The sequence below is a fragment of the Eubacterium sp. ER2 genome (assembly GCF_000765215.1).
GTDB classification, from domain to species: Bacteria; Bacillota; Clostridia; order Lachnospirales; family Lachnospiraceae; genus Claveliimonas; species Claveliimonas intestinigallinarum.
This window is the reverse complement of the sequence record NZ_JPJE01000045.1, coordinates 1-13,474: the sequence shown is the minus strand read 5'-3', so window position 1 is coordinate 13,474 and position 13,474 is coordinate 1. Positions and strand designations below refer to the sequence as shown.

At 54.1% G+C, this 13,474-nt stretch carries 12 protein-coding genes, 1 tRNA gene and 1 pseudogene; 5 read left to right on the top strand and 9 right to left on the bottom strand.

The window, feature by feature from the left end:
- Positions 1–16 precede the first annotated feature (16 nt).
- From NI21_RS0114035 to NI21_RS0113995, 9 genes are all read right to left on the bottom strand, one after another.
- Positions 17–1,879, bottom strand: coding sequence for a heavy metal translocating P-type ATPase (locus NI21_RS0114035; RefSeq protein WP_033126838.1), 1,863 nt, complete (start codon positions 1,877–1,879; stop codon positions 17–19).
- A gap of 30 nt (positions 1,880–1,909) precedes the next feature.
- Positions 1,910–2,269 carry a helix-turn-helix transcriptional regulator gene (locus NI21_RS0114030; protein WP_033126837.1) on the bottom strand — a complete coding sequence of 120 codons (360 nt, stop codon included), beginning with the start codon at positions 2,267–2,269 and terminating at the stop codon, positions 1,910–1,912.
- A gap of 122 nt (positions 2,270–2,391) precedes the next feature.
- Positions 2,392–4,695, bottom strand: coding sequence for a heavy metal translocating P-type ATPase (locus NI21_RS0114025; protein WP_033126836.1), 2,304 nt, complete (start codon positions 4,693–4,695; stop codon positions 2,392–2,394).
- A gap of 139 nt (positions 4,696–4,834) precedes the next feature.
- On the bottom strand, positions 4,835–6,265 hold the full coding sequence (lpdA, locus tag NI21_RS0114020; protein ID WP_033126835.1) for a dihydrolipoyl dehydrogenase: 1,431 nt from the start codon (positions 6,263–6,265) through the stop codon (positions 4,835–4,837).
- 11 nt (positions 6,266–6,276) lie between these two features.
- The gene (locus NI21_RS0114015; RefSeq protein ID WP_033126834.1) at positions 6,277–6,945 is read right to left on the bottom strand and encodes a uracil-DNA glycosylase; all 669 of its coding nucleotides are present in this window, start codon (positions 6,943–6,945) and stop codon (positions 6,277–6,279) included.
- 33 nt (positions 6,946–6,978) lie between these two features.
- On the bottom strand, positions 6,979–7,740 hold the full coding sequence (gene hisF, locus NI21_RS0114010; protein ID WP_033126833.1) for an imidazole glycerol phosphate synthase subunit HisF: 762 nt from the start codon (positions 7,738–7,740) through the stop codon (positions 6,979–6,981).
- Between the two features lie 17 nt (positions 7,741–7,757).
- Positions 7,758–8,363 carry an imidazole glycerol phosphate synthase subunit HisH gene (gene hisH / locus NI21_RS0114005; protein ID WP_033126832.1) on the bottom strand — a complete coding sequence of 202 codons (606 nt, stop codon included), beginning with the start codon at positions 8,361–8,363 and terminating at the stop codon, positions 7,758–7,760.
- A 64-nt stretch (positions 8,364–8,427) separates the two neighbouring features.
- Positions 8,428–9,885, bottom strand: a complete 1,458-nt coding sequence (locus tag NI21_RS0114000) for a cell wall metabolism sensor histidine kinase WalK (RefSeq protein WP_033126831.1) — start codon at positions 9,883–9,885, stop codon at positions 8,428–8,430.
- Entirely contained in the window at positions 9,886–10,563 is a 678-nt protein-coding gene (locus NI21_RS0113995; RefSeq protein WP_033126830.1) for a response regulator transcription factor, read from the bottom strand.
- A gap of 120 nt (positions 10,564–10,683) precedes the next feature.
- On the opposite strand from NI21_RS0113995, the gene NI21_RS0113990 reads away from it, so the two are divergent.
- From NI21_RS0113990 to NI21_RS0113970, 5 genes and pseudogenes are all read left to right on the top strand, one after another.
- Entirely contained in the window at positions 10,684–10,971 is a 288-nt protein-coding gene (locus NI21_RS0113990; protein ID WP_052084149.1) for a hypothetical protein, read from the top strand.
- Between the two features lie 76 nt (positions 10,972–11,047).
- Positions 11,048–11,139 (top strand) — tRNA-Ser (locus NI21_RS0113985).
- A 328-nt stretch (positions 11,140–11,467) separates the two neighbouring features.
- Positions 11,468–11,932: pseudogene (locus NI21_RS0113980) on the top strand (iron-containing alcohol dehydrogenase); the annotation flags it as partial.
- Entirely contained in the window at positions 11,932–12,402 is a 471-nt protein-coding gene (locus NI21_RS0113975) for a flavodoxin (RefSeq protein ID WP_033126829.1), read from the top strand. The pseudogene NI21_RS0113980 and the gene NI21_RS0113975, both read left to right, overlap by 1 nt.
- A 130-nt stretch (positions 12,403–12,532) precedes the next feature.
- Positions 12,533–13,198: a TetR family transcriptional regulator gene (locus NI21_RS0113970; RefSeq protein ID WP_242842874.1), complete on the top strand. Its 666-nt coding sequence runs from the start codon at positions 12,533–12,535 to the stop codon at positions 13,196–13,198.
- Positions 13,199–13,474: the final 276 nt, after the last annotated feature.

Sequence of the window (13,474 nt, the reverse complement as noted above, 5' to 3'; positions counted from 1 at the left end):
TATACTCTCCCGCATGTTATACTGAATATTTCACAACTCCCGCCGCATTGATGATGGAGATGATCATAACCCCCACATCCGTAAACACAGACTCCCACATGGTGATATAGCCCGCCGCCGCAAGGAGAAGGACGACAAATTTCATAATCAGCGCAAAGTTGATATTCTGGCTCACCACCCGGACAGTCTCCTTAGCAATCCGCACCGCATCCACAACTTTAGGCAGCTCATCCTCCAGAAGAACGATGTCAGCCGCCTCGATAGCCGCGTCAGACCCGAGAGCCCCCATGGCGATTCCTACATCCGCCCGGGCGAGCACCGGGGCATCGTTGATCCCGTCTCCCACACATGCCACTCTCTCTGCCTCGTACTGGTACTGCATGAATTCCTCCATCTGCTCCAGCTTATCCTCCGGCATCAGCTCCGTGTAGGTGTAGTCCAGCTGCAGCTCCTTTGCCACCGCATTTCCGGCGGCACGGCTGTCTCCTGTGAGCATGACAAGAACCGCATTGTACCTCTCCCGCAGCATCTTCATGGTCCATCTGGCATTGTCCCGGATCCGGTCCTCGATGACAATATATCCGGCATACTGGTCCTCCCGGGCCACGTAGATGACCGTCCCGATGGTCTTCACCTGCTCCACCGCAAGGCCCTGCTCCTCCATCATCCGGAGATTTCCGATATGTACCCTGCTGCCGTTGTAGCTGGCGCTGATCCCATAGCCGGGCATCTCCTCCACATCCGTCACCCTCTCCGGATCGTACGTGCCGCCGTAGGCGCTCATGAGGGACTGGGCGATGGGGTGGTTGGAATAGCTCTCCACGTGAGCCGTGATCTCCAGCAGCTCCTCCTTCGTGAGCCCCTCCGGGCGCACCCGGGTCACAGTAAAGGTTCCCTCTGTCAGTGTACCCGTTTTATCAAAAACAAATGTATCTACCTTCGCCAGCATCTCCAGATAGTTGCCGCCCTTTACCACGATGCCCTGGCGGGCCGCCGAGGCGATCCCCCCCAGGAAGGCGATGGGCACGGACAGGATCAGTCCCGTTGGGCAGGCGGCGATGAGCACGATCATCCCCCGGTAGATCCAGGTCTCCCAGCCGCTCCCTGTGATAAAGAGAGGCGGACAGACCATGATAAGGAGAGCCGCCAGCACCGCCACAGGCGTGTAGATCCGGGTAAATTTTCTCACAAAGCCTTCGCTGTCCGCCTTCTGCTGCTGGGCTCCCTCCACCAGCTCCATGATCCGGGACACGGTAGAGTCCTTGTAGAGCTTCTTCACCTCGGCTTCCACCACACCGGTCATGTTGATACTTCCGCTGTAGATCCGGCTGCCAGGGCCCACACTGTCGGGCATGGCCTCACCTGTCAGGGCCTTTGTGTCAAGACTGGTATTTCCGCTTTGGATCACCGCGTCCACCGGAACCCTCTCGCCGGGCTTGATAATGATCACATCTCCCACTTCAAGCTGGGACGGCTCCACCTGCACTTCGCCGCTCTCCTCTTTTCTCGTGGCAAAGGCAGGGCGTATATCGATGAATTTCTCAATGGTCCTCTTTGTCCTGTCCACAGACACGGCCTCAAGGATACAGCCGATCTGAAACAGAAGCATGGCGGCCACAGCCTCCGCGTAGTGTCCCACTGCCAGGGCTCCCACTGTGGCGATCACCATGAGCAGATGTTCTTTCTCCAGCTTTTTCCGGGCAAGGCTGCTGCTGATACTGTAAAAGGAGTGAAACGCGACGACAAGATACACAGCAAGAAACAGGGCAAAGCGCACCTCGTTTTCCAGCATCGCCCGCCCCGACCAAATGACGGCGGCAATAAACAAAGCCGCGCCCGCCGCCAGTGTACCTGCCTGTATCTTGATTTCCTTCGCCATCGCTTCTGCCCCTCTTGTTTTCCTTAGACTTTATTCGCTGATATGCTCCATGCCCTGGCTGATAATGGTCTGGATATGGCCGTCGGCCAGCGAATAGAAGACAGTCTTTCCCTCTCTTCTGTTCTTCACCAGCTTCATCTGCTTCAGGATCCGAAGCTGATGGGAGATGGCCGACTGGCTCATGCCCAGCAGCTCTGCCAGATCGCAGACGCACACTTCAGCCTGCAGAAGGGCGCAGAGGATACGGATGCGGGTGGCGTCTCCGAACACCTTGTAGAAATCCGCGAGCTCCCGGATCGTCTCCTCCCCAGGCATCCTGCCGCGCACTTCCCGGATGATATCTGTATGAGCCGCCACCACGTCGCAGCATTCTGCCTCTGTCTTTTTCATCGTCAGTCACCCTTTCTGAAGTCAGCGTTCTGCCGGACTTGTTCATATGAATATCAGTTCATCTGTTAATTATGCCAAAACAAGCCCGGCATTTCAACCTTTTCCCGGAAAATCGGGGAAACTTAATACTTTTGTAACACGGTTTTCCCGTACAGGGCCCGGATGGAGTTCAGCACGCAGAGCATGGCCACTCCCGTGTCCGCGAACACAGCCATCCACATGTTTGCCATGCCCGCGAAGCCAAGGATCATGACAAGCGCCTTCACAGCCAGTGCAAAGACTACGTTCTGCATAGCGATCCGCCCGGTTCTCCTGGCAATGGCAATGGACTCAGGAACCGCGGTCACCTGGGAGGTCATAAAGACCACATCCGCCGCCTCTATGGCCGCGTCGGCGCCGCTTCCCATGGCCGCCCCCACGTCCGCTCCGGCCAGCACAGGGGCGTCGTTGATGCCGTCTCCCACAAACATGACCGCCCCGTTCTCCCTGCGCATCTCCTGCAGATGGGTCAGCTTATCCTGGGGAAGGAGCTGGGCAAATACCCTGTCGATGCCCGCCTCACCTGCCACCGCCCGGGCGCTCTCCTGTCCGTCCCCAGTAAACATGGCAGTCACAAGGCCCTGCTTTTTCATAATGGCAATGGCTTCCTTTGCCTCCTTTTTCAGAGAGTCCGCGATAACGATACAGCCCGCCAGCTTCCCGTCAAGAGCAAGGAGCACCTCCGTGCCATACTGGCCGCTCTCGTACCGGTCCATCTTGACGTGGAACATGTCCATGAGGGCCCTGTTCCCGCAGAGGACTTCTCCCCTCTGTGTGACGGCGTGGATCCCCTTTCCGGAGATCTCCTCCACCTTTTCCGGCCGCTCCAGGGTCATGCCCTTCTCCCTGGCAGCCTCCACAATGCTGGTCCCGATGGGATGTGTGGATCCCAGCTCGCACCGGGCTGCCATCTCAAGGAGCGCGTCCATGCTCTCTCTTCCAAAGGGAATCACGCTCTGCACCTGGAATTCCCCCTTGGTGATGGTGCCGGTCTTATCCATCACAACGGCCTTTATATTTTTCAGCGCTTCGATGGCAATGCCGCCCTTAAAGAGGATGCCCTCCCTGGAGCCCGCGCCGATGCCGGAGAAAAAGGCCAGTGGCACACTCAGCACAAGGGCACAGGGGCAGCTGATGACAAGGAAGGTGATGGCCGTGTAGATCCACTCCCGCCAGTTCCCGGTTATGAGGGACGGTATGATAGCTGTGGCCACAGCCACCAACACCACAATGGGAGTGTAGATCCTGGCGAATTTCGTGATAAACCGGTCCAGCCTGGGCTTGCTGGCGGCGGCGTTTTCCACGGAGTCCAGTATCTTGGTCACCATGGACTCGGAGAGGGGCTTCTCCACCTCCATCTGCAGCACTCCCTGCTCGTTGACACAGCCAGACATGAGCCTGGAGCCTCTGCGCACGGTCACAGGGACCGGCTCTCCCGTCACCGGGGAGGTGTCGATCCGGCTCTCCCCCTCGGTCACAATGCCGTCCAGAGGGATGCGGTCTCCCGGGCGCACAAGGAGGATGTCTCCCACCGCTGCGTCCTTTGCCGGAATCTCATGCACTTCCCCGCCTTCCAGGCGTCCCACTACCTCGGGCCGCATATCCACGGCCTCCATAATCTGGGAGCGGCTCCTCGCCACAGCCACGTCCTCAAAGAGCTCTCCCACTCTGTAGAACAGCATAACGCCTACTGCCTCCGCAAAGTCTCCGATGGCAAAGGCGGCCAGGGTAGCTACGCTCATGAGGAAGTTCTCGTCAAACACATGGCCCTTCCCCAGGTTCCTGAGAGCAGTCCAGACGATCTCCCAGCCCAGCAGCACGTAGGCGATGACATAGCCCACGGAGGGCCACAGAGGCGCCGCCCCCATATGCTCTGCAATCTCCCCTGCGGCAAAAAGGGCTGCTCCCACCGCAATGATAAGGATTTCCTTTCTGTTTTCCTGGAAAATACTCTTCTTCTGCGCCTTCCCGGATGGCTGTATCTCCTCCCTGGGAGTGACTGTCACCTGCTCCTCTATGGAGGCGCAGATCTCCCGGAATCTGGGCAGAAGCTCCTCCTGGTGACTCGCCGCCACCCGGAGCTGCTTTGTGGCAAAGGTGATGGTAGCCATCTCCACGCCCGGCAGCTCCCGGATCTGTCTCTCCATCTTGGCCGCGCAGTTGGCGCATTCAAGTCCTTCAAGAATGTAGACCTTCTGCTCTACGCCGGCAGATACGCCGTCAAATTCCCGCCCCGTGTGGTGCACCTCCTCGTGGGAATGATGGCTGTGGTCATGCTCGTGCCCGCAGCCGCAGGCTTCATGGTCGTGACCATGCTCATGGCCACAGTCGCAGGCTTCATGGTGGTGCTCATGGGTGTGTTCTGATTCTCTCTTTTCAGTAAGCATTGTACTCCCTCCTGTGTATGTCGTAATATATGAATGATTGTTCATATGTTCATGCTTTAATATAAGCACAGAACGGCACACATGTCAATAGGATAAGCAAAAAAAAGAGAGCAAACGCTCTCTTTTTTCTGCACACTCTCTATACCGGGAAGTCTTTTCTGCTGTCCTCCACCGCACAGGAGATGGCCTCATTGAAGGTGGGGTGGGCTCTCATAGCGTAGAGGAGCTGGGTGGATGTAAGCCCATTGGCAAGAGCTGTGGCCAGCTCGCCGATCATATCCGTGGCTCTGGGGCACATGAGTTGCGCCCCAAGCAGCTCATCGCTGTCCGGCGCAAACAGCACCTTGATAAATCCCTCTTCCTCGCCTGTGATGATGGACTGCCCGTTCCCCTGCATCACGTACTTTCCGCACCGCACCGGCACGCCCTTCCTGCGGGCCTCCTCTTCTGTCAGCCCCACGGAAGCGATCTCCGGGTCTGTGTATATGCAGCTGGGGATAATGGAGACCGGCGTAAAAAGTCCTCCTGGAACCATGGATATGATGACGGACGGCTTCCTGCCATTCATCCTCTCCACCACATAGGCAGCCTGGGCTGAGGCCACATGGGCCAGCTGTATGCCGCCTGTCACGTCCCCCACCGCGTAAACGCCCGGGATATTAGTGCGGAAGAAATCGTCCACCACGATCCGGCCTCTCTCCAGTTTTACCGGCACATCGCTCTCAAACAGTCCCTCCGTGGCGGGACTGCGCCCCACCGACACCAGCACAGCATCCACGACCTCTTTATTGTTCCTGCCGTCACAGACAAACCGGCACACCAGCCTGCCGCTCTCTTTTTCCTGCTCGATCCTCTCCAGGATGCTCTCCTTGCAGATCCGGATGCCTCTGCCTGTCAGGATGCGCTCAAGCGCATCAGAAAATTCCCGGTCCATGTTCGGCAGAAGGCGGTCCGAGATCTCCACCACCGTCACTTCCGTACCCAGAGACTGGAAGACTGTGGCCAGCTCCAGCCCTATGACGCCGCCGCCCAGGATCAGCATCCGGTCGTACTTGTGGGCGTCCGCGGTGAGAAGCTCCTCACTTGTCATGACACCGGGCAGATCCATGCCGGGCAAGTCCGCAAGGTTCGCCTTCGCCCCAGCGGCCACCAGGATATTTTTTCCCTGGCAGACGAAAGTCGTTCCCACTTCGTCCGTCACCCGCACTTTCCGGTCCCGGCAGATCACCGCGCTGCCCCGGATCAGATCCACATCCAGCTGCCGGAATTCTTCCTCCAGTTCTTCTCTCATGCGGTCCGCCGCCATATCTTTGTACTCATAGATCTTCTGCAGGTCAAAGGAAATCCCCTCTGCGTGCAGGCCGAACCTCTCACAGGTTGTCATCTCCCTGTACAGTGTGGCCGCGTGAAGCAGCGCCTTGGCAGGGATGCATCCTCGGTTGATGCAGGTTCCTCCTGCGGGTCCCCTGTCGATAAGGGCCACTGACATCCCCAAACTGGCCGCCTTTCTGGCAGCCACATAGCCTCCCGGCCCTGCGCCCACGATCACGAGATCATACGTATCTCTCATAAATATCCCCCCTACTCAATCTGCCAGTCAATAGGTTCCACACCATTCTCCTCAAGAAACGCGTTGGTCTTGCTGAAAGGCCTGCTGCCAAAGAAACCTCTGTACGCAGACAGTGGGCTTGGGTGCGGCGCCTCCAGGACAAGATGCCGCGGGTTGTGGAGCATGGTCTTCTTACGCTGGGCCGGCGTCCCCCACAAGATGAACACAATGGGCCGGTCCTGCTCATCCAGCACTTTGATGGCCGCGTCCGTGAACTCCTCCCAGCCGATCCCTCTGTGGGAGTTGGCCTGGTGCGCCCGAACTGTCAGCACGGTATTGAGCATCAGCACACCCTGGCGGGCCCATTTCACCAGATAGCCGTGATCCGGTATGGAGCATCCCAGGTCATCGTGGAGCTCCTGATAAATATTGACAAGGGAGGGCGGGATAGCCACTCCCTTTTGAACTGAAAAACACAGGCCGTGGGCCTGCCCCACATTGTGGTAAGGGTCCTGTCCCAGTATCACCACCTTTACATCCTTCAAAGGTGTCAGGTGGAACGCATTGAAAATGTCATCCGACGGCGGGAAGACCAGATGGGTCGCATACTCCTTCTTCACGGTCTCGAACAATTGTCTGTAATAGGGCTTTTTAAACTCTCCCCGGAGAGCTTCCAGCCAGTCATTGGAAATCGCTGCCATGGTTTTATCTCCTTTTAATCTTTTGTAGCCGGATCACAGGCGCACGGGAATTCCCTCGCCCCGGAGGTATTCTTTCACTTCCCGTATCTCCAGCTCCTTATAGTGGAAAAGAGAAGCCGCCAGGGCCGCATCTGCGCCGCCCTCTGTCAGGGCCTCTTTAAAGTGCTCCAGTGTGCCGGCTCCCCCGGAAGCGATGACCGGGACAGACACGGCGTCCGCCACCGCTCTGGTAAGCTCCAGGTCATAGCCCGCCTTGGTACCGTCGCAGTCCATGCTGGTCAGGAGGATTTCCCCTGCCCCCAGCTTCTCCACTTTTGCCGCCCACTCCAGGGCGTCGATCCCCACGTCGATCCGGCCGCCGTTTTTATAGATATTCCAGCCCGTACCGTCGGGACGCCTCTTGGCGTCAATGGCCACCACCACGCATTGGCTGCCGAACTTGTCCGCCGCCGCGCAGATGAGCTCCGGCGTCTGTATGGCAGAGGAGTTGATGGAGATCTTGTCCGCCCCCTCCCGAAGGAGCGCCCGGAAATCCTCCACCGTGCGGATGCCTCCCCCAACCGTGAAGGGGATAAAGACGGTCTCCGCCACCTTGCGGACCATATCCACCACCGTAGCCCTGGCGTCGGAGGAAGCTGTGATATCCAGGAACACAAGCTCATCCGCACCGGCCTCGTCGTAGGCCTTTCCGATCTCGACCGGATCTCCCGCATCTTTGAGATCCACAAAATTCACGCCTTTCACTACCCTTCCGCCTTTCACATCCAGACAGGGAATGATCCGTTTTGTATGCATCTTCTATGTACCTCCGTCTATAGTTCTACAAAATTCTTCAGCATGAGAAGCCCTGTGGAGCTGCTCTTCTCCGGGTGGAACTGGCAGGCAAACACATTGCCCTTCTCCACTGAGGCGTGGATCTTTTTCCCGTACCAGGTGACCGCCTTCACGATCTCCTCTTCTTCCGCCTCCAGATAGTAGGAGTGTACGAAATACACAAATGGTTCTTCCGGCACTCCTCTGAACAGGCGTCCGTTTCCCGACAGTTCCAGCGTATTCCATCCCATGTGGGGAATCTTCAGTCCTTCTCCTCCGGGGATCCTGCGGATCCTCCCCTTCAGTATGCCAAGTCCCTTCGCGCCGGGGCTCTCCTCACTCTCCTCAAAAAGAAGCTGCAGTCCCAGGCAGATGCCAAGGAAGGGGGTGCCTCTGTCCACCACCTGGCGGATCACACCCTCCAGGTCATACTGCCGGATCTTCTCCATGGCATCTCCAAAAGCCCCTACCCCCGGCAGGATCACCTTGTCCGCCGCCAGGATCCGCTCCTGGTCTCTTGTGATCTCCACTTCCTGGCCCAGGTAATGCATCGCCTTCTCCACACTTTTTATATTTCCCGCATCATAATCAATAATCGCTATCATCTGTCTTCCCGGTTCCTTTCTGTATGTGTCACAGTCTGTACGCAGTTCCAGTCTACCATATTTTCTATTTCACATCCAGCTCAAGCCAGAATTCCACGCCGTTATCGTAGTTGTTGACACCATATTCCTGGTGGAAGGAGTCCATAATGGCCTTCACAATGGAAAGCCCGATGCCGTTGCCCCCGTACTCCCTGGTGTGAGCCTTGTCCACCTTGTAAAACTTCTCCCAGATGTGGGGCACATCCTCCTCCGGAATGGGGGTGCCTGTGTTGAACACGGTCACCTTCACCTTGTCCCCGGCGGGGATGATCTTCACATCCACTACCCGGTCTCCGTCCAGATGGTTAAACGCGTTGCTCACATAGTTTCTCACAACCTGCTCCGCCTTGAACTCATCCGCCCACACATAGACCGGATCTTTCTGCCGGAACTGGACCTTGGCCTCCTTCTGCTGGGCCATGATCTCCATGCTCTGGAGCACGCCACGGATCAGTTCCGTCAGGTCAAACCGCTGGAACTCCACATTTTCATCTCCGAATTCAAGCTGGTTCAGAGTCATGAGGTTTTTCACCATCTGGTTCATCTTGGAGGCCTCATCCATGATCACGTCACAGTAGAATTCCCTGCTCTCCGGATCATCGCTGACTCCTTCCTTCAGCCCTTCTGCGTAGCCCTGAATGAGGGCGATAGGCGTCTTTAGCTCATGGGATACATTCCCCATGAAGTCGGTACGCATCTTCTCCATCTTTTCTTTCTGCTCAATATCCTGCTGCAGGCGGAAGTTGGCATTCTTCAGCTCTGAGATGGTGTTTTCCAGCTTCTGGGACATGATATTAAAGTTCTCTCCCAGCACACCGATCTCGCCACCGCCGCCGCTGGTGTACTTGGCATTAAAATCCAGGTCAGCCATCCTGGCAGACAGGACAGCCAGCTCCCGCAGAGGCTCCGTGAGCCGTCTGGAAAAGTACCAGACAAACAGGATTCCCCCTGCGATCACAGCGATACCAACGATCAGAAGGAAGCGGAAAAACAGTCCCATGGTCTCCTGGATACTCTCCAGAGGACTGCGGATAAAGATATTGTAGGAGTTCCCCACTGTTCCCCAGAGGGCGAGATAGTCCACCTGCTGGGTATTATCCCGGAACTCCACCACCTGGTAATTGTCATTTCTCTCCATCACCCGGCTGTCGATCTTATTGAACAGGACGCCGCCCAGCTGCACCAGCAGCATCTGGCTGTCGTGGAGATTGGAAAAACCATTCTCATTGGAAAAATTCCACACGATATAGTAGAAATTGTAGCGTTCTGCCGTGCGGTTGATCTGGCTGACCTCGTCCTCTGTCAGTTCTTCTCCTTCCGCCAGGCTTTCTATCTCCTTGTATAGTTCTTTAAAATTTTCTTCCTTTTCCCTGACATAGTAGGGCTCCAGGCCGGCGCCAACCAGTACAAGGAGAATCACCAGCATACAGACGATCAGTCCCACAAATATGGCGATCATCTGCCTGCGTATTGAATGCTTCATCTATGCCACCTCAAATTTATAACCCATGCCCCAGACTGTCTTGATGTAATTTCCCTTATCTCCCAGCTTGCTCCGCAGTTTCTTCACATGAGTGTCTATCGTCCTGGCATCGCCGAAATAGTCATAGTTCCACACATTGTTCAGGATCTTTTCCCTGGAGAGGGCTACGCCCTTATTTTCCATAAAGTAGGTGAGAAGCTCAAACTCTTTGTAACTGAGCTCTACCACTTCCCCGTCCAGCTTCACAATGTGGGCTGTCTTGTCCAGCTCAATGCCGCCTGCTTCCAGCGTCTCCTGCGCCTCCCCGTCCCGGGTACGCCTCAGGATCGCCTCCACCCTTGCCACCAGGATCTTGGGGCTGAAGGGCTTAGATATATATTCGTCCACTCCCAGGCTGAAGCCCTGGAGCTCATCCCGCTCTTCTCCCCTGGCTGTCAGCATGATAATGGGCACTTTTGAAGACTGGCGCACTTCTCTGCACACCTGCCATCCGTCCATCTTCGGCATCATGACATCCAGGATCATAAGCGCGATATCTTTATTCTCATAAAAAATATCCATGGCCTCCATGCCGTCCCCGGCCTCCAGCACCAGAAATCCCTCTCTCTCCAGGAAATCCCGGACCAGTTTGCGCATGCGGCTCTCGTCATCGACCACCAGTATTTTCAGCTTTTCCATCAAAATTACCTCCTGCCGCTTCCATTTTACACTATTATAGCAGTATTCTATGTTCCTTTTGTGAAATTTTTTCAGAAATATGGTATAATGGCCACAGCAAATTCAAGGAGGAGGACAACCATGAACTGTCCCAGATGTGGAAACGAATTGAGAATCAGCAGGAAAGACCCCAGATTTGGTCTCTGTGATACCTGCAGGAAAAAATACCGCCTGCCGGAGCAGAAGGCTCCACAGGCACAGGAGGAAGAGGAGGAACACTATCCCAAGTACGCCAATATCCCGCCCAAGGCTGTGCGCGAGAAGCGTGAGACGGAGATGCGCCGGGCCTACGATGAACTTCTGGCCATCGGCAAGGAAGAGCGCGAGGGAAAGAAAGGGCTGTTCGGCCGCAGAAAAAAATCCAAATAAAATCTTTTCTATTTTTTTGGAACATGCTATAATGATTTGTGCTGTTCAGCGCTTTTAAGACGGGCAGCATGTTTCTGGAGACGTACCGAAGTGGCCGTAACGGGGCTGACTCGAAATCAGTTTATCGGTTTTATCGCCGGTACGAGGGTTCGAATCCCTCCGTCTCCGTCAGAAAATCCAGTCCTCAAGCGGTTTTCCGTTTGAGGGCTTTTTTTATTCCTACACTCCATAAGTAAAAAGTATATTGACACAGTGTCAGAACGGTGCTATATTAAAGGCGCTGACGCGGCGTCAGAATAAGAAGCAGGAACTGCTTCTGATATGGCCTTAACAACAGCAAAGTCTTTTGCAGAATCCGGCGCATCGATCGTGCTGGCTGATGTAAATGGCAAAGCAATACGGATCAAAGAATAGGAGGTTTTGATTATGTTGGGTAATTTTTCATTCTGCAACCCCACGAAACTGTACTTTGGCAATGAGTCCCTGAACGATTTGAATAGAGAATTCGCAGGATTATGAGGCAAGGAGCAATCTGATGTGGGCAGCGACCTGGGCACTGAACACCCTGGTTTCCCGTGGAAAATCCACAGACTGGATGGTACACATGATCGGGCAGTCGGTAGGAGCATATACCAACGCTACCCATGGCATGACACTGGCAGCTGTCTCTCTCCCCTACTACCGTTACATCTTTCCTTACGGCGTACAAAAGTTTAAAAAGTTTGCCATCAATGTATGGGATGTAAATCCGGAAGGCAAAACTGATGAGCAGATTGCCGCGGAGGGTCTGAATGCCATGGAGGCATGGATGAAGGAACTGGGGCTGGTGATGAACATTTCTGACCTGGGAGCCACAGAGGATATGCTGGAAGGCATAGCCGACGGCACGATCATCCTGCCCGGCGGATATAAAGTTCTGGAACATGATGAAATTGTTAAGATTTTGAAGGAGAGTTTGTGATGAAAAAAATATTAGTTGCATATTTTTCCGCCAGCGGCGTTACCGCCCGCACAGCTAAGGAGATGGCAAAGGCGGTAAAAGCTGATTTATATGAAATTTGTCCAGCAGAAGCCTATACAGACGCAGATCTGAATTGGATGGATAAAAATAGCCGCAGCACTTTGGAAATGAATGATTCGTCCTGCCGCCCTGCCATCGCACAGCCGGTAAAGGATATGGAACAATATGATACCATTCTGATCGGCTTCCCCATCTGGTGGTATGTGGAGCCCCGCATCGTAGATACATTCCTTGAAAGCTATGACTTTTCCGGCAAGACGTTGATCCCATTTGCCACCTCCGGTGGAAGCGGAATTGGGAAGGCCGAAAAGAGCCTGAAGGAACATTGCCCCAATGCAGTGTGGAAAAAGGGTCAGCTTTTGAACGGAACAGGAGCGGCAGAGTGGGCAAAACGAATGATTGGAGCATGAGTTTCCTAAATCCGGCAAAACGGTTTCTTCCGGTACCTGCTTTTCATGTGGTAACAGTGGTTTTTCTTTGACGCAGTGTCAGAAAAAGACTATAATACAATACAGAATTTGCCGTTCTCCGCAGTTAAAAATGGAACGGCTGATGAGGAAGGAAGGAATCGTTATGCCAAGGGGCTCAGAAGAATTAACAAATGCAAGAAAAGAAGAAATCATAGGCGCCTGTGCTTCCCTTTATGAAACGACGGGATTTAAGGATATTACAATCCGGGATATAGGCGAAAAAACCTCGTTTACACGCACCTCAATCTATAACTATTTTCAAACAAAAGAAGAAATCTTTCTGGCACTTCTGGAACGGGAACACAGATTGTGGATAACAGATCTGGAGGAAATCACCAGGGCAAATCGTTCTTTATCTGTCGATGCATTTGCAGACGCATTAGCCCGTACTCTTGAAAAGAGAGGCTGTATGCTGAAGCTGATGTGCATGAACCTGTATGATATGGAATGCAACAGCCGGATTGAAAACCTGGTATCTTTTAAAAAGGAATACGCAAATGCGTTAAGAACCATCAGCTGTTGTCTGGAAAAGTTTTTTCCCGATATGACAGCAAACAATATTCAGGAGTTCCTCTATGCTTTTTTCCCGTTTCTATTTGGGATTTACCCCTATACTTCACATACGGAAAAACAGCTGGAAGCGATGCGGCTGGCCCATGTGGATTACACCCACTGCTCGATTTATGAGCTGACCAGGTCCTTTGCCGCAAAGATGCTGGCCCCTTTTGGAAGATAACAACCGATCTACTTTAAAAATGCGGACAGCTGAACATTTGAGGCTTTGGAAGTCACCAACGCAAGTTGAAAATGGGAACGGTTTTCCGTTTGAGGGCTTTTTTATTGTTGTTGTTTCAATGAATAATTTCTCGGACAATGCCTGCAAAAATATCAAAAAAAGAAAATGCCTGTAAAAACAGGCATTTCAGACTGTAGACAAAGTCCCCGGTTTACCCCGGGGCTTTTCTATTGTAGTTATCAACATTTCAATGATCCTTCCGGTTTTTATCAAGAA

Coding starts and splice junctions, on each gene's coding strand:
- NI21_RS0114030 (WP_033126837.1), bottom strand. CDS start 2,269: ATGAAAAAGACAGAGGCAGAATGCTGCGACGTGGTGGCGGCTCATACA.
- hisH (WP_033126832.1), bottom strand. CDS start 8,363: ATGATAGCGATTATTGATTATGATGCGGGAAATATAAAAAGTGTGGAG.
- NI21_RS0113990 (WP_052084149.1), top strand. CDS start 10,684: ATGAACTGTCCCAGATGTGGAAACGAATTGAGAATCAGCAGGAAAGAC.
- NI21_RS0113975 (WP_033126829.1), top strand. CDS start 11,932: ATGAAAAAAATATTAGTTGCATATTTTTCCGCCAGCGGCGTTACCGCC.
- NI21_RS0114035 (WP_033126838.1), bottom strand. CDS start 1,879: ATGGCGAAGGAAATCAAGATACAGGCAGGTACACTGGCGGCGGGCGCG.
- lpdA (WP_033126835.1), bottom strand. CDS start 6,265: ATGAGAGATACGTATGATCTCGTGATCGTGGGCGCAGGGCCGGGAGGC.
- NI21_RS0114000 (WP_033126831.1), bottom strand. CDS start 9,885: ATGAAGCATTCAATACGCAGGCAGATGATCGCCATATTTGTGGGACTG.
- NI21_RS0114025 (WP_033126836.1), bottom strand. CDS start 4,695: ATGCTTACTGAAAAGAGAGAATCAGAACACACCCATGAGCACCACCAT.
- NI21_RS0113995 (WP_033126830.1), bottom strand. CDS start 10,563: ATGGAAAAGCTGAAAATACTGGTGGTCGATGACGAGAGCCGCATGCGC.
- hisF (WP_033126833.1), bottom strand. CDS start 7,740: ATGCATACAAAACGGATCATTCCCTGTCTGGATGTGAAAGGCGGAAGG.
- NI21_RS0113970 (WP_242842874.1), top strand. CDS start 12,533: ATGGAACGGCTGATGAGGAAGGAAGGAATCGTTATGCCAAGGGGCTCA.
- NI21_RS0114015 (WP_033126834.1), bottom strand. CDS start 6,945: ATGGCAGCGATTTCCAATGACTGGCTGGAAGCTCTCCGGGGAGAGTTT.